We start from the raw sequence: 16,989 nt of genomic DNA, 5'->3' as shown, positions 1-16,989 counted from the left end.
GGAGAGGACGAACGGCGGTCTCGCTCCCACCGGTGGGAGCGAGACCGCCGTTTCCGTCACTCGGGGCGCGTGGGGCGCTCGGGGCGCGTGGGACCGTGTCCGGCCGTGCCCCGCGCCCCGTTTGCCCCGCTGCGCCCGTTGCCGCGTCAGCGACCGCGCAAGGCCCGGTAGCGGGCCACCAGGGCCGCCGTGGAGGCGTCCAGACCCTCCACCTCGGCGCCCTCGGTCAGCGCCGGCTCGACCCGCTTGGCCAGGACCTTGCCCAGCTCCACACCCCACTGGTCGAAGGAGTCGATGTTCCAGATCGCGCCCTGGACGAACACCTTGTGCTCGTACAGCGCGACCAACTGCCCCAGCACCGACGGGCTCAGCTCGGAGGCCAGGATCGTCGTGGTGGGGTGGTTGCCCCGGAACGTGCGGTGCGGGACCTGCTCCTCGGCGACGCCCTCCGCGCGGACCTCCTCCTCGGTCTTGCCGAAGGCCAGGGCCTGGCCCTGGGCGAAGAAGTTGGCCATCAGCAGGTCGTGCTGGGCCGCGAGCGCGGGCGGCAGGGCCTCCACCGGCCGGGCGAAGCCGATCAGGTCCGCGGGGATCGTCCTGGTGCCCTGGTGGAGGAGTTGGAAGTAGGCGTGCTGGCCGTTGGTGCCGGGGGTGCCCCAGACCACCGGGCCGGTCTGCCAGCTCACCGGCTCGCCCTGCCGGTCCACCGACTTGCCGTTGGACTCCATGTCGAGCTGCTGCAGGTACGCGGTGAACTTCGACAGGTAGTGGCTGTAGGGCAGGACGGCGTGGGACTGCGCGTCGAAGAAGGCTCCGTACCAGACGCCCAGCAGGCCCAGCAGCAGCGGGGCGTTCTCCTCGGGAGGGGCGGTGCGGAAGTGCTCGTCGACGGTGCGGAAGCCGTCCAGCATCTCGCGGAAGCGGTCCGGGCCGATGGCGATCATCAGCGAGAGGCCGATGGCCGAGTCGTAGGAGTAGCGTCCGCCGACCCAGTCCCAGAACTCGAACATGTTGGCCGTGTCGATGCCGAACTTCGCGACCGCCGCCGTGTTGGTCGACAGCGCCACGAAGTGCCTGGCCACCGCGGACTCGTCGGCGTCCAGGCCCTTCAGCAGCCAGTCCTTGGCCGCGCCGGCGTTGGTGATGGTCTCGATCGTGGTGAAGGTCTTGGAGGCGACGACGAACAGCGTCTCGGCCGGGTCCAGGTCCCGCAGCGCCTCGTACAGGTCGGCGCCGTCCACGTTGGAGACGAAGCGAACGTCCAACTCCCGGTCGGTGTAGGCGCGCAGCGCCTCGTACGCCATGGCGGGCCCGAGGTCGGAGCCGCCGATGCCGATGTTGACGACCGCCCTGATCCGCTTCCCGGTGTGCCCGGTCCACTCGCCGGCGCGCACCTTCTCGGCGAAGGCGGACATCCGGTCGAGCACGGCGTGCACGGCGGGGACGACGTTCTCCCCGTCGACCTCGATCACCGCGTCCCGCGGGGCCCGCAGGGCGGTGTGGAGCACGGCCCGGTCCTCGGTGACGTTGATCTTCTCGCCGCGGAACATCGCGTCCCGCAGCCCGGCGACGTCGGTCGCCTCGGCCAACTCGCGCAGCAGTCGCAGCGTCTCGTCCGTGACCAGGTTCTTGGAGTAGTCCAGGTACAGGTCCCCCACCCGGACTCCGTACCGCTCGCCGCGCCGTGGGTCGTCGGCGAACAGTTCGCGCAGATGCACCTCCCCCAGCTCCTCGCGGTGCCTGGCCAGCGCCTGCCACTGCGGCATACGGTCGAGCCTTCCGCGGCCTTCAGCGTTCATCTGCGAATTCAGTCCACTTCTCTCGTGACAAACCCCGCCGCACCCCAACCTAATGGAACGACGGCCCGTCCGCGCGCCCTGTCAGGGCGTGCGGACGGGCCGTCGTCGGCGTCCTCGCCGGCCGTTCCCCCGTGGTGGGATCCGCGGTCAGATCTCCCCGCGGAGTTTGGCCAGCGCCTCGGCGAGGATGGCCTCGCCGTCGGCGTCGCTGCGCCGCTCGCGCACGTACGCCAGGTGCGTCTTGTACGGCTCGGTGCGCGGAGGGTCCGGCGGGTTGTCCCGGTCCTTGCCGGCCGGGAAACCACAGCGCGGACAGTCCCAGGTGTCCGGGATCTGCGCGTCACTGGCGAAGCTGGGCTGGGTCTCATGCCCGTTCGAGCACCAGAAGGAGATGCGGATGCGCGGCGCGGACTCGCCTCGCTCGGCCTCCCCCATCGGCCCCGCTCCGACCCGGCTTCCCCGGATCGCGTTGCCACTTGCCACGGTCGTAACTCCCTGCCTCATGGTGCCGCGGAGCATGGGCGGCTCCGCTGCGGGTGCCCCAGTGTACGTAGGGCCCAACGCACGTCCACAGACCGGAGTTACCGCCCCGGGCCCGTTGGACGCGAGCCTCATGATAGGCCGGGAAAACGGCGCCGCGTCAGGAGTCGAGCTTCATCAGGACACCGAGCGCGACGATGATGGCGAACCAGATCAGGCCCACCACGACCGTGATCCGGTCGAGGTTCCGCTCGGCGACCGAGGAGCCGCCGACGGAGGACTGCATGCCGCCGCCGAACATGTCGGAGAGGCCGCCGCCCTTCCCCTTGTGCATCAGCACGAGCAGCATCAGCAGCAGGCTGAAGACGACGAGGGCGATGGAGAACCCCATGATCACGGCTGGACCAACTCTCTCGGACGGATGACTGTGGACAACTCTCGGGACTTGCAGGGTACGGGGCCGGGAGACCCGTGTGGGTTCGCTCCCGGCCCCGTCAGGGTACGACGTGCGCGGCCCCGACGTCACCGGCCGCCGATCGTGTCACTGGTCGCGGAAGCGGACGATCTTCACGAACTCGTCCACGTCCAGCGAGGCTCCGCCGACCAGCGCGCCGTCCACGTCCGGCTTGGCCATGATCGCGGCGACGTTCCCGGCCTTCACCGAACCGCCGTACTGGATGCGGACCTTCTCGGCCGTCTCCCGGTCGTACAGCTCGGCCAGCCGGCCGCGGATCGCGCCGCACACCTCCTGGGCGTCCTCGGGGGTGGCGACCTCGCCGGTGCCGATGGCCCACACCGGCTCGTAGGCGATCACGATGCTCGCCACCTGCTCGGCCGGGACGTCCTTCAGTGCCCCGTCGACCTGGGCGAGCGTGTGGGCGACCTGGTTGCCGGCCTTGCGGACGTCCAGGCCCTCGCCAACGCACAGGATCGGAGTCAGACCGTGCCGGTACGCGGCCTTGACCTTGGCGTTGCACAGCTCGTCGGTCTCGTTGTGGTACTGGCGCCGCTCGGAGTGGCCGATCACCACGTAGGCGCAGTTCAGCTTGGCCAGCATGGCTCCGGAGACCTCGCCGGTGTAGGCGCCGGAGTCGTGCGCCGAGATGTCCTGGGCGCCATAGCGGATCTTCAGCTTGTCGCCGTCGACCAGGGTCTGCACCGAGCGCAGGTCGGTGAAGGGGGGCAGGACCGCGACCTCGACGGCGTCGTGGTCCTTGTCGTTCAGGGCGAAGGCGAGCTTCTGGACGTGGGCGATGGCCTCGAGGTGGTTGAGGTTCATCTTCCAGTTGCCCGCCATCAGCGGAGTGCGGTTCGCCATGCCTCTGCCTTTCCGTTCGCTCCGCCGCGGCAGCGGCTTCCGTCGGTGTGGCCCGCGCGACCCGGGTGCGCGGGCGTCGTGGTCGTCCGCGGCCCGAGGGCCGCGCGTTCTGTCCCGGCTGCCGCCGGGGGGTACCCTCGGCGCACGGGCTCAGCCCTCCAGGGCGGCGAGGCCGGGGAGCGTCTTGCCCTCCAGGTACTCCAGGCTGGCGCCGCCGCCGGTCGAGATGTGGCCGAACGCCTTCTCGTCGAAGCCCAGGATGCGGACGGCCGCCGCGGAGTCCCCGCCGCCGACGACGGTGAAGGCCGGGCTGTCGATCAGCGCCCGGGCGACGGCCCGGGTGCCCTCGGCGTAGTCCGGGTGCTCGAAGACGCCCATGGGGCCGTTCCAGAAGACGGTGGCGGCGTCGGCGAGCTTCGCGGCGTACAGCTCGCGGCTGCGGGGGCCGATGTCCAGGCCCATCAGGTCGGCCGGGATGGCGTCCGCGGCGACGACGGTGGGGTTGGTGGGGGCCTTGGCCCCCAGGTCCGGGAACTCGGCGGCGGCCATGACGTCCACGGGCAGGACGAACTCCACGCCGCGCTCCTTCGCGCGCTCCAGGTAGCCCCGGACGGCCGGGAGCTGGTCCTCCTGGAGCAGCGAGGCGCCGACCTCGTGCCCCTGGGCCTTGAGGAAGGTGTACGCCATGCCGCCGCCGATGACGATGCGGTCGGCGCGCTCCAGCAGGTGCTCGATGACGCCGAGCTTGTCGGAGACCTTGGCGCCGCCCAGGACGACGGTGTACGGGCGCTTCACGTCCTCGGTGAGCCGGCGCAGGACGCCGACCTCGGTGGCGATGAGGTCGCCGGCGGCGTGCGGGAGCCGCGCCGGGAGGTCGTAGACGGAGGCGTGCCTGCGGTGCACGGCGCCGAAGCCGTCGCCGACGTAGAGGTCGGCGAGGGCGGCGAGGCTGTCGGCGAAGGCGCCGCGCTCGGCGTCGTCCTTGCTGGTCTCGCCGGGGTTGAAGCGCAGGTTCTCCAGCACCGCGACCCGGCCGTCGCCGAGGGCGGCGACGGTGGACTTCGCGGAGTCCCCGACGGTGTCGGTGGCGAACTCCACGTGGGCGTCGAGGAGTTCGCCCAGCCGCTTGGCGACGGGGGCGAGGGAGAACTTCGGATCGGGGGCGCCCTTGGGACGGCCCAGGTGGGAGGCGACGATCACCTTGGCGCCGGCCTCGGCCAGCCTGGTGATCGTCGGGAGGGCCGCGCGGATGCGGCCGTCGTCGGTGATCGTCTCACCGTCGAGGGGGACGTTCAGGTCGGCGCGGACGAAGACCCGCCTGCCCGCGACCTGAAGGTCGTCGATCGTCTTCATGTGCGGCTCCGTGGTGATCCGTGGAGTGGTCCGTGGGGTGGTCGGTCATGGGAGAGGGCCCGCGGGACGCGGCATCGCGCCCTGCGAGCCCTCTCCTCTCACAGTCCCGTGTCCTCTTCTACCGGACTTCTGTCGGAACTTCTGTCGGACGGTGTCAGAGCCGCTCGCCGACGTAGAGGGTCAGGTCCACGAGACGGTTGGAGTAGCCCCACTCGTTGTCGTACCAGCCGACGATCTTGACCTGCTTCCCCTGGACCATGGTCAGGGAGGAGTCGAAGGTGCAGGAGGCCGGCCAGTTGACGATGTCCGAGGAGACGATCGGGTCCTCGGTGTACTCCAGGATGCCCTTCAACTGGCCCTCGGCGGCCTTCTGGAAGGCGTTGTTGACCTCGTCCTTGGTGACCTCGCGGTCGAGCTCCAGCACGAGGTCGGTGACCGAGCCGGTCGGGACCGGCACGCGCATGGCGATGCCGTCCAGCTTGCCCTTGAGCTGCGGCAGGACGAGGGCGGTGGCCTTGGCGGCGCCGGTCGAGGTGGGGATGATGTTCTCGGCGGCGGCGCGGGCCCGGCGCAGGTCCTTGTGCGGGAAGTCCAGGATGCGCTGGTCGTTGGTGTAGGCGTGAACGGTCGTCATCATCCCCTTGACGATGCCGAAGTTCTCGTCCATGACCTTCGCCATCGGCGCCACGCAGTTGGTGGTGCAGGAGGCGTTGGAGACGACGTGGTGCTTCTCCGGGTCGTAGGAGTCGTTGTTGACCCCCATGACGACGGTGATGTCCTCGTTCTTGGCCGGGGCCGAGATCAGGACCTTCTTGGCGCCGGCCGTCAGGTGCTTGGCGGCGTCGTCGCGCTTGGTGAAGATGCCGGTGGACTCGATGACGATGTCGGCGCCCAGGTCGCCCCACGGGAGGGCGGCCGGGTCGCGCTCGGCCATCGTCTTGAAGGTCCGGCCACCCACCGTGATGGTGTCGGAGGTGTGGCTGATCTCCTGCTCGAGGCGGCCCAGGATGCTGTCGTACTTCAGCAGGTGCGCCAGGGTCGCGTTGTCGGTCAGGTCGTTGACACCGACGATCTCGACGTCCGCGCCCTGCTCAAGGAGCGCGCGGAAGTAGTTGCGACCGATGCGGCCAAAGCCGTTGATGCCTACGCGGATCGTCACGAACCGATCTCCTCGTTGGTACGCCGGTGCGGACACCGACGAGTGTTGTTAGGGACGTCCCCGACCACTTACGACCCTACCGCGCCAGGGGCCGCCGAGTGACATCGACCACCCGCCGGGCGCGGTGCGGCGAACGGGTCGCGCGACGGCCCGAAGCCCCGCGGGAGACGGGAGGGGGCGGCGGTGAGAAAGGTGCGTACGTGACGAAAGGGGCGGCCGTGGCGACGGGCGTCAGCCGACCATCTCCTCCGTCAGGTTGGACTCGGTGCCCGGAATGCCCAGGTCGGCGGCGCGCTTGTCGGCCATGGCGAGCAGGCGACGGATACGGCCGGCGACGGCGTCCTTGGTCAGCGGCGGGTCGGCCAGCGCGCCCAGCTCCTCCAGGGACGCCTGCTTGTGCTCCATCCGCAACCGGCCGGCGGCGGCCAGGTGCTCGGGCACGTCGTCGCCCAGGATCTCCAGCGCGCGCTGCACGCGGGCGCCCGCGGCGACGGCGGCCCGCGCCGAGCGGCGCAGGTTGGCGTCGTCGAAGTTGGCGAGCCGGTTGGCGGTGGCGCGGACCTCGCGGCGCATCCGCCGCTCCTCCCAGGCCAGCACGGACTCGTGGGCTCCCAGCCGGGTGAGCAGGGCGCCGATGGCGTCGCCGTCGCGGACGACGACGCGGTCCACGCCCCGCACCTCGCGGGCCTTGGCGGCGATCTGAAGCCGGCGGGCCGCGCCGACGAGGGCCAGGGCGGCCTCGGGGCCGGGGCAGGTGATCTCCAGGGAGGAGGAGCGGCCGGGCTCGGTGAGCGAGCCGTGGGCCAGGAAGGCGCCGCGCCAGGCGGCCTCGGCGTCGCAGGTGGCCCCGGAGACCACCTGCGGCGGCAGTCCGCGCACGGGACGGCCGCGGCCGTCGACCAGTCCGGTCTGCCGGGCGAGCTGGTCGCCGCCCGCCACCACCCGTACGACGAAGCGGCTGCCGCGGCGCAGGCCGCTGGGGGCCATCACCACCAGGTCCGAGGTGTGCCCGAAGATCTCCAGGATGTCCTTGCGGAGTCTGCGGGCGGCGATGCCGGTGTCCAGCTCGGCCTCGATCACGATGCGCCCGCTCACCAGGTGCAGTCCACCCGCGAATCGCAGGACCGACGAGACCTCCGACTTCCGGCAGCAGGTCCGGGTGACGGGGAGCCGGGAGATTTCGTCCTTCACCGCTGCCGTCATCGCCATGGGCCGATCCTTCCATGCATTCGAAAAATACGGTCGTACGCGGCGGCCAACAGTTCCGGGTCGTGTCGGGGCGGACCCTCGCCGGACGCGGCCACCGGCGCCAGCTCGACCGTGCCGCCGAGCCGCCGGGCGGCGTCACGGAGGCCCTCCTCGTCGGGCACGGCGGCCCGGTCGGCCAGCACCACGTCGAAGGCGAGTTTAGGGGCGTGTCGGGCCAAAACCTCCAAATGACGCTGCGGGGAGAAGCCGTCGGTCTCCCCCGGCTGCGGCGCGAGGTTGAGGGACAGCACCCGGCGCGCCCGGGTCTCGGTGAGCGCTTTGAGCAGTTCGGGCACCAGCAGGTGCGGGATCACGGAGGAGAACCAGGAGCCCGGTCCGAGCACCACCCAGTCCGCGTCGAGGACCGCCTCGACCGCCTCGGGGACGGCGGGCGGGTCGTGCGGGACCAGGTGCACCTGCTGCACCTCTCCGGGGGTGAGGGCGACGGTGGCCTGTCCGCGGACGGTGGTCACCTCGTCCGGTCTCGCGGGGTCGTGGCCGCGCACCAGCGCCCGCAGCTCCAGCGGGACGGCGGACATGGGGAGCACCCGGCCGTGCGCGCCCAGCAGTCTGCCGACCAGGTCCAGGGCCTGGACGTGGTCGCCGAGCTGCTCCCACAGGGCGACGATGAGGAGGTTGCCCACCGCGTGTCCGTGCAGCTCGCCCCCGCTGACGAAGCGGTGCTGGACGACCCGGGCCCAGGTCCGGCCCCACTCGTCGTCGCCGCACAGCGCGGCCAGTGCTTTGCGGAGGTCCCCCGGAGGGAGCACGTCCAGTTCGTCGCGGAGGCGTCCGCTGGAGCCGCCGTCGTCGGCGACGGTGACGACGGCGGTCAGGTCGCGGGTGATCCGGCGCAGCGCGGCGAGCGAGGCCGACAGCCCCATGCCGCCGCCGAGCGCCACCACCTTCGGGGTCCCTCCGCGGCTCGCGCGGGCGGTGACCAGCCGCCGCAGCCGCCGGGTGCGGATGGTCACTCGCGTCCCATGTCCCGGTGGACCACGACCGTCTCGACGCCCTCGGAGGCCAGGCGACGGGCGAGCTTCTCGGACATCGCGACGCTGCGGTGCTTGCCTCCGGTGCAGCCCACGGCGATGGTCACGTACCGCTTCCCCTCCCGACGGTAGCCCGCGGCGATGAGCTGGAGCAGTTCCGCGTAGCGGTCCAGGAACTCCTTGGCGCCGGGCTGGTTGAAGACGTACTGGGCGACCTCGTCGTTGAGTCCGGTGTACGGCCGCAGTCCGGGCACCCAGTGCGGATTGGGCAGGAAGCGGCAGTCGACGACGAGGTCGGCGTCGACCGGGAGGCCGTACTTGTAGCCGAAGGACATCACGGTCGCCCGCAGTTCGGGCTCCTCCTCGCCGGCGAACTGGGCGTCGAGCTTGGCGCGCAGTTCGTGGACGTTGAGGGCCGAGGTGTCGATGACCAGGTCGGCGTCGCCGCGCAGTTCGCGCAGCAGGTCCCGCTCGGCGGCGATGCCGTCCACGATCCGCCCGTCGCCCTGGAGGGGGTGGGGGCGGCGCACCGACTCGAAGCGGCGCACCAGGGCCTCGTCGGAGGCCTCCAGGAAGACGATCCGGCGGGTGACGTTCTTGGCGTCGAGGTCGGCCAGGGACTCGCGCAGGTTGTCGAAGAAGCGGCGCCCGCGGACGTCGACGACGACGGCGATCTTCGCGACGTTGCCCTGCGAGCGGGCGCCCAGGTCGACCATGGTCGGGATCAGGGCCGGCGGCAGGTTGTCCACCACGAACCAGCCGAGGTCCTCCAGGCACTTGGCGGCGGTGCTGCGGCCCGCGCCGGACATCCCGGAGATGATCACCAGTTCGGGGATGGCGGCGGTCCCGTCGCCGCCGGCGCCGCCGGTGTCGGTCGCCGTGCCCGTGCCCGTGTCCGTCGACGTGGACGTGTCTGTGGGCGCGGCGGTCGTGGCCTCCGTGCCCGTGTCGGTGCCCACCCGCGCTCCGCCTCCTGCTCGCTCGCTCATCCGCTCTCTCCCCCGTTGTCCGTACCCTCGTGCCACTCGTGTCCGCTCGTGCTCACCGGTCCTCCAGGATCTCACCCGTGGCGGTGTTCACCGCCGGCGCGGTCGGAGCCGCCTGTCGCAGGGCCTCGGCCACGGTCTCGGCGGTCTTGCGGCCGATGCCCGGGACCTCGCAGATCTGCTCGACCGTGGCGGCCCGCAGCCGCTTGACCGAGCCGAAGTGCTTGATCAGCGCCTGTTTGCGGGTCTCCCCGAGGCCGGGGACGGCGTCGAGGGGGCCCGCCTTCATCGATTGTGACCGCTTGCCCCGCTGGTAACGGATGGCGAAACGGTGGGCCTCGTCACGGACCCGCTGGAGCAGGTACAGCCCCTCGCTGGTGCGGGGCAGGACCACCGGGTCGTCCTCGCCCGGCAGCCACACCTCCTCCAGGCGTTTGGCCAGCCCGCACACGGCGACGTCGTCGATGCCCAGTTCGTCCAGGGCCCGCCGCGCGGCGGCCACCTGGGGTTGCCCGCCGTCCACCACGACCAACTGCGGCGGGTAGGCGAACTTCGGCGGCGCCGTCCTGCCGGGGGGCCGGCCGACGTCCCCGTCCGCGGTCGCGTTCCGCTCGGCCGGGGCCGTGCCGTCCGTCTCCGCCGCTCGGTCCTCGAGGGCGCCCTCGGGGCCGTCCTCGGGTCCGCCCGTGGCCCACTCGCCGGTGCGCTGCCTCTCCTGGAGGTAGCGGCGGAAGCGGCGGCCGATCACCTCGTGCATGGCGCGGACGTCGTCCTGGCCCGCGAAGCTCTTGATCTGGAACCGCCGGTACTCGCTCTTGCGGGCCAGACCGTCCTCGAAGACCACCATCGAGGCCACCACGTCGTCGCCCTGGAGGTGGGAGATGTCGAAGCACTCGATGCGCAGCGGCGCCGAGTCCAGTCCCAGGGCCTCGGTGATCTCCTCCAGGGCGCGGGAGCGGGTGGTGAGGTCGGAGGCGCGCTTGGTCTTGTGCAGGGCGAGGGCCTGCTGCGCGTTGCGCCGCACCGTCTCCAGCAGGGAGCGCTTGTCGCCGCGCTGCGGGACGCGCAGGTTCACGTTCGAGCCCCGCCGGCCCGTCAGCCACTGGGCGACCGGCTCCACGGGTTCCGGCAGGGCCTGGACCAGCACCTCCCGGGGTACGGCGTCGCCGCTCTCCTCGCCGTAGAGCTGCTGGAGGGCATGCTCGACGAGCCCGGCGGTGCCCACCTCCTCCACCTTGTCGGTGACCCAGCCGCGCTGGCCGCGCACCCGGCCGCCGCGGACGTGGAAGATCTGGACGGCGGCCTCCAGCTCGTCCTCCGCCACCGCTATCAGGTCGGCGTCGGTGGCGTCGTCGAGGACCACGGCGCTCTTCTCCATCGCGCGCTTGAGCGCCTCGATGTCGTCGCGCAGCCGGGCCGCCCTCTCGTACTCCATCTCCTCGGCGGCGTCCCGCATCTCCTGTTCCAACCGGCGGAGGTGGGCGCCCGTACGTCCGGCCATGAAGTCGCAGAACTCCTCGGCCAGTCGACGGTGGTCCTCGGCCGAGATCCGGCCGACGCAGGGTGCCGAGCACTTGCCGATGTAGCCGAGCAGGCAGGGCCGGCCGATCTGCGCGGAGCGCTTGAAGACCCCGGCTGAGCAGGTGCGCACCGGGAAGACCCGCAGCATCAGGTCCACCGTCTCGCGGATCGCCCAGGCGTGCGCGTACGGCCCGAAGTAGCGCACGCCCTTGCGCTTGGGGCCGCGCATCACCTGGACGCGCGGGTACTCCTCGTTCAGCGTCACCGCGAGGGAGGGGTAGCTCTTGTCGTCGCGGTACTTGACGTTGAACCGGGGGTCGAACTCCTTGATCCAGGAGTACTCCAGTTGGAGCGCCTCGACCTCGGTGGAGACCACCGTCCACTCCACGGAGGCGGCCGTGGTGACCATCGTGCGGGTGCGCGGATGGAGGTTCGCCAGGTCCTGGAAGTACGAGGAGAGCCGCTGGCGCAGGCTCTTCGCCTTCCCGACGTAGATCACCCGGCCGTGTTCGTCGCGGAACTTGTAGACCCCCGGCGAGTCGGGGATCTCTCCCGGCTTGGGACGGTAGCTGGAGGGGTCGGCCATGTGGCCAACCCTACTGTCGACGTGCGACGGAGGGGACGCGCCCGGAGGCGCTCCGCGTCCCGCCCCGTCGTCTCCCGTCGTGTCCCCGTCTCGTTCTCCGGGTGTTCCTCGGGCGTCACCGGCCCTCGGACGCCGTCACCAGCCGCGCTCGCGCCACTCCGCCAGGTGGGGGCGTTCGGCGCCCAGGGTGGTGTCGGCGCCGTGGCCGGGGTAGACCCAGGTCTCGTCGGGCAGTTCGCCGAAGAGCTTGGTCTCCACGTCGTGGAGCAGGGTGGCGAACGCCTCGGCGTCTCCGTGGGTGTTCCCCACGCCGCCGGGGAAGAGGCAGTCGCCGGTGAACAGGTGCGGGTGGCCGTGGGGGTCGTCGTAGACCAGGGCGATGGAGCCGGGGGTGTGGCCCCGCAGGTGGCGGGCGGTGAGCGTGATCTCGCCGAAGGTGACGGCGTCGCCGTCCTCCAGCGGGACGTCGGTGGGCACGGGGATGCCCTCGGCGTCGTGGCGCCCGGCGTAGGTGCGGGCGTCGGTGGCCTGGACGACGGTGTCGAGGGCCTGCCAGTGGTCGGGGTGGCGGTGGGTGGTGACGACCCCGCCGACGCCGTCCTCGCCGATGAGCTTGAGCAGGGTGTCGGGCTCGCTGGCGGCGTCGATCAGGAGCTGCTCGCCGGTGGCGCGGCAGCGCAGCAGGTAGGCGTTGTTCTCCATCGGGCCGACCGCGACCTTGGAGATCACCAGGTCGGTCAGCTCGTGGACGTCCGCCGGGCCGCCGACCGCGACCTTTCCTGTGTACGGCATGGGACTGGGGCTCCTTCCGAGGGGGGTGGCGCGGTCGGCGATCAGTGTCTCAGAGAGGCGGCAGGGGAGGCAGGACTCCGCCGGACGCGGTGAGTCCGGTGCCCGTCGCGCGGCCGGTGAGCCAGCCCACGAGGGCGGTGGGCGAGCCCGCGACGACCACGGCCCGCTCCCCTTCCCCGGCCTCGCGGCCGGTGCGCAGGACGCGGCCGTCCTCGGCGCGCAGTTCCAGCGGGTGCACGCGGGGGTGGCCGGCGAAGCGTCGGGCCATGACGTCCAGCTCGCGGTCGACGAAGTCGCCGGGGAGGTCGTCGAGGGTGTAGCCGACGCCGAGGTCCACGTGGTGGAGCTCGACCTCGATCCGGCGGCGGAAGGGGACGGAGGAGGCGAGGTCGGTGACGCCGTTGCGCAGCGCGACGGTGACGCCCCACTGCTCGTCGGGGCGGTCGACCATCGCCCGCTCCAGGGCGGCGGCGCTGGTGCGCAGATCCTCCAGGTGGGCCGCCGGGGAGCGGGGCGCGTCGCGCTCGATGTCGGCCTCGCGCGTCTCGGCGTCGGTGTACATCGGGCGGCCGGCGAGCACGTTGCCCAGGGCGTCGGCGTTGCGGGCGAGGTGGGCCAGGACGTGGCCGCGGGTCCAGCCGGGCAGCAGCGAGGGGGCGGCGACGGAGGAGTCGTCCAGCTTCTCCACGGCGGCCAGGAGGCGGTCGGTGGAGTCCCGCAGGGCGGCGATGTCGTCGGCAGGAGAGGTCATGATCCAAAGCTAGCGCCACCACCCCTTCGGGTGAAGTGAAAGAGGAGCGCCCGTAAATCGAATACACGTGCTATAAGCTCGCGATGCGCACCGATTTTCCGCATCACGGCGGCGCTCCCCCTACCCTGGGGCGGGGGCTCCGTCCCCTCCAACCCACACGAAAGGTGCCAACCGGCGTGGCCGACCGTCTCATCGTTCGTGGCGCTCGCGAGCACAACCTCAAGAACGTCTCGCTCGACCTCCCCCGCGACTCCCTCATCGTCTTCACCGGGCTGTCGGGGTCGGGCAAGTCATCGCTCGCCTTCGACACGATCTTCGCCGAGGGACAGCGTCGCTACGTGGAGTCGCTGTCCTCCTACGCCCGGCAGTTCCTGGGCCAGATGGACAAACCGGATGTGGACTTCATCGAGGGCCTGTCCCCGGCGGTCTCCATCGACCAGAAGTCCACCTCGCGCAACCCGCGCTCGACGGTCGGCACCATCACGGAGGTCTACGACTACCTCCGCCTGCTGTTCGCCCGGATCGGCAAGCCGCACTGTCCCGAGTGCGGGCGCCCGATCTCCCGGCAGTCCCCGCAGGCCATCGTGGACAAGGTCCTCTCCCTGGAGGAGGGCAGCCGCTTCCAGGTGCTCTCCCCGCTGGTGCGCCAGCGCAAAGGCGAGTTCGTCGACCTCTTCGCCGAGTTGCAGGCCAAGGGCTACAGCCGCGCCCGGGTGGACGGCGCCACGGTCCAGCTCTCCGATCCGCCGACGCTGAAGAAGCAGGAGAAGCACACCATCGAGGTGGTCGTGGACCGCCTGACGGTGAAGGAGAGCGCCAAGCGGCGGCTGACCGACTCCGTGGAGACCGCGCTCGGACTCTCGGGCGGCATGGTCGTCCTGGACTTCGTCGACCTGGACGAGGACGACCCGCAGCGCGAGCGGATGTTCTCCGAGCACCTGTACTGCCCGTACGACGACCTGTCGTTCGAGGAGCTGGAGCCGCGCTCGTTCTCCTTCAACTCTCCCTTCGGCGCCTGCCCGGAGTGCACCGGCATCGGCACCCGGATGGAGGTCGATCCGGAGCTGATCGTCCCGGACGAGGACAAGTCCCTGGACGAGGGCGCCATCCACCCCTGGTCGCACGGGCACACCAAGGAGTACTTCGGCCGGCTGGTCGGCTCGCTGGCCGACGCCCTGGGCTTCCGCACCGACGTCCCCTGGGCCGGGCTGCCGCAGCGGGCGAAGAAGGCGCTGCTGCACGGCCACAAGACCCAGATCGCGGTCCGGTACCGCAACCGCTACGGACGGGAGCGGTCCTACACCACGGCCTTCGAGGGCGCGGTGCCCTATGTGCGGCGACGGCACTCCGAGGCCGAGACGGACTCCAGCCGGGAGCGCTTCGAGGGCTACATGCGCGAGGTGCCCTGCCCGGCGTGCGAGGGGACGCGGCTGAAGCCGATCATCCTGGCCGTGACGGTGCAGGGGAGGTCGATCGCGGAGGTGTCCGCGATGTCGATCAGCGAGTGCGCCGAGTTCCTGGGCTCCCTGAAGCTGAGCGACCGGGAGAAGGTCATCGCCGAGCGGGTCCTGAAGGAGGTCCACGAGCGGCTGCGCTTCCTGGTCGACGTCGGCCTGGACTACCTCTCCCTCAACCGCGCGGCCGGAACGCTCTCGGGCGGCGAGGCACAGCGCATCCGGTTGGCGACCCAGATCGGCTCCGGCCTGGTGGGCGTGCTCTACGTCCTGGACGAGCCCTCCATCGGCCTCCACCAGCGCGACAACCACCGGCTGATCGAGACGCTGGTGCGGCTGCGCGACCTGGGCAACACCCTGATCGTCGTCGAGCACGACGAGGACACCATCAAGTCCTCCGACTGGGTGGTGGACATCGGCCCCGGCGCGGGCGAGCACGGCGGCAAGGTGGTGCACAGCGGCCCGTTGAAGGAGCTGCTGGCCAACGACGGGTCGCTGACCGGGCAGTACCTGTCGGGGCGGAAGGCCATCCCGACCCCCGCCGAGCGCCGTCCGGTGGACCGCGAGCGGATGCTCACCGTGCGCGGGGCCAAGGAGAACAACCTGCGGAACATCGACGTCTCCTTCCCCCTGGGCGTGCTCACCGCCGTCACGGGCGTCTCCGGCTCGGGCAAGTCCACCCTGGTCAACGACATCCTCTACACCCACCTGGCGCGCGAGCTGAACGGCGCGAAGTCGGTGCCCGGGCGGCACGTGCGAGTCGAGGGCGACGAGAAGGTGGACAAGGTCGTGCACGTCGACCAGTCCCCCATCGGCCGCACCCCGCGCTCCAACCCGGCCACCTACACGGGTGTCTTCGACCACGTGCGCAAGCTCTTCGCGGAGACGACGGAGGCGAAGGTGCGCGGCTACCAGCCGGGGCGCTTCTCCTTCAACGTCAAGGGCGGTCGCTGCGAGAACTGCTCGGGCGACGGCACGATCAAGATCGAGATGAACTTCCTCCCCGACGTGTACGTGCCGTGCGAGGTCTGCCACGGCGCGCGCTACAACCGGGAGACGCTGGAGGTCCACTACAAGGGCAAGTCCATCGCCGAGGTGTTGGACATGCCCATCGAGCAGGCCTTGGGGTTCTTCGAGGCCGTTCCCGCCATCGCCCGTCACCTGCGCACCCTCAACGACGTCGGGCTCGGCTACGTTAGGCTCGGCCAGCCCGCCACGACGCTCTCCGGCGGCGAGGCGCAGCGGGTGAAGCTCGCCGCCGAGTTGCAGAAGCGCTCCACCGGGCGCACGGTCTACGTCCTGGACGAGCCCACCACCGGCCTGCACTTCGAGGACATCCGCAAGCTGATCGAGGTGCTGTCCGGGCTGGTCGACAAGGGCAACACGGTGATCGTCATCGAGCACAACCTCGATGTGATCAAGACGGCGGACTGGGTCGTGGACATGGGCCCGGAGGGCGGCAGCGGCGGTGGCCTGGTCGTCGCCCAGGGCACCCCGGAGCAGGTCGCGGACGTCCCGGAGAGCCACACCGGCAAGTTCCTCCGGGACATCCTGCCGTCGAAACCCTGAGGCACCGGAAGTCCGGGCGCCCTCCACCCCCGCACCGGCGGGCGGAGGGCGCCTGCGATGATGGCGACGGTCGCCTCCCTCGACACCGCGAGGCCGACGGATCGACGGGGGCCGCGAGAGAACGAGGAGAGAACGACCATGAGCACCCCGTCCCCCGGTCGCCGTACGGTGCTGCGCGGCGCGGCACTCACCGGGGCCGCCGGATTCGGCCTGACCGGTCTGACCGCCTGCTCGGGTTCGGGCTCGGGCGGCCGGGATCCCCGGCAGGCCGTCCCGACCGCTCCGGTGGACCTCGGCCCCGCCGACGACGTTCCGGTCGGCGGCTCCCGCCTCTACCGGGAGCGGAGGCTGGTCGTCTCACAACCCACCCGGGGCGACTTCAAGGCGTTCGGAGCCGTGTGCACCCACGCCGGCTGCGTGCTGACCTCGGTGAAGGAGTTGGAGGGCGACTGCACCTGTCACGGCAGCCGCTTCGACACCACCAACGGCGAGGTGCTGACGGGCCCGGCGAACGCGCCGCTGCCCGAGGTCCCGATCCGGGTGGAGGGCGGCAGGCTCATCGCCGGCCCCGGCGACTGATCGACGGGCCCCGCCGCCCTCCCGTCCTTCAGACGCCTCCCGTCGTCCGTACGCCCGTCCGACCCAACGGCCGGACGGGCGGCGTGCGTTGTGCCCTCCGAGTTGTTCTCCCGGAGTTCGCGCACGCCCTCTGGTGTGGACCGGTCGGCCTTGGAACCCTGTGACGCCGACGCGCAAGAAGCGCGTGTTTCCCTGCGTCTGTGGGTGGTGTCGTGTCACTGGGGTCGCAAGGCAGAAGATCCTCCCGACGTGCCGTGGTGTCCCTCGCGGCCCTCGCCGTGCTCGGGGCGGCGCCGGCGCCGCCCGCCCTCGCGGAACCGGGCGGCGGGCCGGTCGCCGCCCTCTCCGCCTCCTCCACCGCTCCCCCGTCCTTCCATCCGCTCGGTGTCGTCGACGGCGACG

At 71.4% G+C, this 16,989-nt stretch carries 14 protein-coding genes; 2 read left to right on the top strand and 12 right to left on the bottom strand.

What is annotated here, in order from left to right; all coding sequences use genetic code 11:
• Positions 1–146 precede the first annotated feature (146 nt).
• The 12 genes from pgi to IF47_RS0104370 form a co-directional block, all read right to left on the bottom strand.
• Complete coding sequence (pgi, locus tag IF47_RS0104425) at positions 147–1,799, bottom strand: glucose-6-phosphate isomerase (protein WP_031506782.1); 1,653 nt, start codon at positions 1,797–1,799, stop codon at positions 147–149.
• Between the two features lie 147 nt (positions 1,800–1,946).
• A complete protein-coding gene (locus IF47_RS0104420) occupies positions 1,947–2,282 on the bottom strand; it encodes an RNA polymerase-binding protein RbpA (RefSeq protein WP_078591561.1) in 336 nt (111 codons plus the stop codon).
• A gap of 157 nt (positions 2,283–2,439) precedes the next feature.
• Complete coding sequence (gene secG / locus IF47_RS0104415; RefSeq protein ID WP_031506780.1) at positions 2,440–2,676, bottom strand: preprotein translocase subunit SecG; 237 nt, start codon at positions 2,674–2,676, stop codon at positions 2,440–2,442.
• A 144-nt stretch (positions 2,677–2,820) separates the two neighbouring features.
• A complete protein-coding gene (tpiA, locus tag IF47_RS0104410) occupies positions 2,821–3,597 on the bottom strand; it encodes a triose-phosphate isomerase (protein WP_031506777.1) in 777 nt (258 codons plus the stop codon).
• Between the two features lie 150 nt (positions 3,598–3,747).
• Entirely contained in the window at positions 3,748–4,950 is a 1,203-nt protein-coding gene (locus IF47_RS0104405; protein ID WP_031506776.1) for a phosphoglycerate kinase, read from the bottom strand.
• 154 nt (positions 4,951–5,104) lie between these two features.
• Complete coding sequence (gap, locus tag IF47_RS0104400) at positions 5,105–6,109, bottom strand: type I glyceraldehyde-3-phosphate dehydrogenase (protein ID WP_031506775.1); 1,005 nt, start codon at positions 6,107–6,109, stop codon at positions 5,105–5,107.
• Between the two features lie 231 nt (positions 6,110–6,340).
• Entirely contained in the window at positions 6,341–7,318 is a 978-nt protein-coding gene (whiA, locus tag IF47_RS0104395; protein ID WP_031506774.1) for a DNA-binding protein WhiA, read from the bottom strand.
• On the bottom strand, positions 7,309–8,331 hold the full coding sequence (locus IF47_RS0104390; RefSeq protein ID WP_031506772.1) for a gluconeogenesis factor YvcK family protein: 1,023 nt from the start codon (positions 8,329–8,331) through the stop codon (positions 7,309–7,311). The genes whiA and IF47_RS0104390 overlap by 10 nt, the downstream gene beginning before the upstream one ends.
• Entirely contained in the window at positions 8,328–9,338 is a 1,011-nt protein-coding gene (gene rapZ, locus IF47_RS0104385) for an RNase adapter RapZ (protein ID WP_078591560.1), read from the bottom strand. The genes IF47_RS0104390 and rapZ overlap by 4 nt, the downstream gene beginning before the upstream one ends.
• Positions 9,339–9,390: 52 nt before the next feature.
• Positions 9,391–11,442, bottom strand: a complete 2,052-nt coding sequence (gene uvrC, locus IF47_RS0104380; RefSeq protein ID WP_031506768.1) for an excinuclease ABC subunit UvrC — start codon at positions 11,440–11,442, stop codon at positions 9,391–9,393.
• A 135-nt stretch (positions 11,443–11,577) separates the two neighbouring features.
• Positions 11,578–12,234, bottom strand: a complete 657-nt coding sequence (locus IF47_RS0104375) for an MBL fold metallo-hydrolase (protein WP_031506767.1) — start codon at positions 12,232–12,234, stop codon at positions 11,578–11,580.
• A 49-nt stretch (positions 12,235–12,283) separates the two neighbouring features.
• Positions 12,284–12,985, bottom strand: a complete 702-nt coding sequence (locus IF47_RS0104370) for a maleylpyruvate isomerase family mycothiol-dependent enzyme (RefSeq protein WP_031506765.1) — start codon at positions 12,983–12,985, stop codon at positions 12,284–12,286.
• Between the two features lie 176 nt (positions 12,986–13,161).
• Between IF47_RS0104370 and uvrA the strand changes: the two genes are divergently transcribed.
• Positions 13,162–16,008 carry an excinuclease ABC subunit UvrA gene (uvrA, locus tag IF47_RS0104365; RefSeq protein WP_169745196.1) on the top strand — a complete coding sequence of 949 codons (2,847 nt, stop codon included), beginning with the start codon at positions 13,162–13,164 and terminating at the stop codon, positions 16,006–16,008.
• 138 nt (positions 16,009–16,146) lie between these two features.
• Positions 16,147–16,587, top strand: a complete 441-nt coding sequence (locus tag IF47_RS0104360) for a Rieske (2Fe-2S) protein (RefSeq protein WP_031506763.1) — start codon at positions 16,147–16,149, stop codon at positions 16,585–16,587.
• Positions 16,588–16,989: the final 402 nt, after the last annotated feature.

This window comes from Streptomyces megasporus (assembly GCF_000718985.1).
Taxonomy (GTDB): domain Bacteria; phylum Actinomycetota; class Actinomycetes; order Streptomycetales; family Streptomycetaceae; genus Streptomyces; species Streptomyces megasporus.
Note: the sequence above shows the minus strand (reverse complement) of the source record. Positions and strands in the feature narration are given on the sequence as shown.

Excerpts from the sequence above, each read along its gene's own strand:
- IF47_RS0104405 (WP_031506776.1), bottom strand. The coding sequence starts at position 4,950 with ATGAAGACGATCGACGACCTTCAGGTCGCGGGCAGGCGGGTCTTCGTC.
- IF47_RS0104360 (WP_031506763.1), top strand. The coding sequence starts at position 16,147 with ATGAGCACCCCGTCCCCCGGTCGCCGTACGGTGCTGCGCGGCGCGGCA.
- rapZ (WP_078591560.1), bottom strand. The coding sequence starts at position 9,338 with ATGAGCGAGCGAGCAGGAGGCGGAGCGCGGGTGGGCACCGACACGGGC.
- IF47_RS0104375 (WP_031506767.1), bottom strand. The coding sequence starts at position 12,234 with ATGCCGTACACAGGAAAGGTCGCGGTCGGCGGCCCGGCGGACGTCCAC.
- pgi (WP_031506782.1), bottom strand. The coding sequence starts at position 1,799 with ATGAACGCTGAAGGCCGCGGAAGGCTCGACCGTATGCCGCAGTGGCAG.
- whiA (WP_031506774.1), bottom strand. The coding sequence starts at position 7,318 with ATGGCGATGACGGCAGCGGTGAAGGACGAAATCTCCCGGCTCCCCGTC.
- IF47_RS0104370 (WP_031506765.1), bottom strand. The coding sequence starts at position 12,985 with ATGACCTCTCCTGCCGACGACATCGCCGCCCTGCGGGACTCCACCGAC.
- tpiA (WP_031506777.1), bottom strand. The coding sequence starts at position 3,597 with ATGGCGAACCGCACTCCGCTGATGGCGGGCAACTGGAAGATGAACCTC.
- uvrC (WP_031506768.1), bottom strand. The coding sequence starts at position 11,442 with ATGGCCGACCCCTCCAGCTACCGTCCCAAGCCGGGAGAGATCCCCGAC.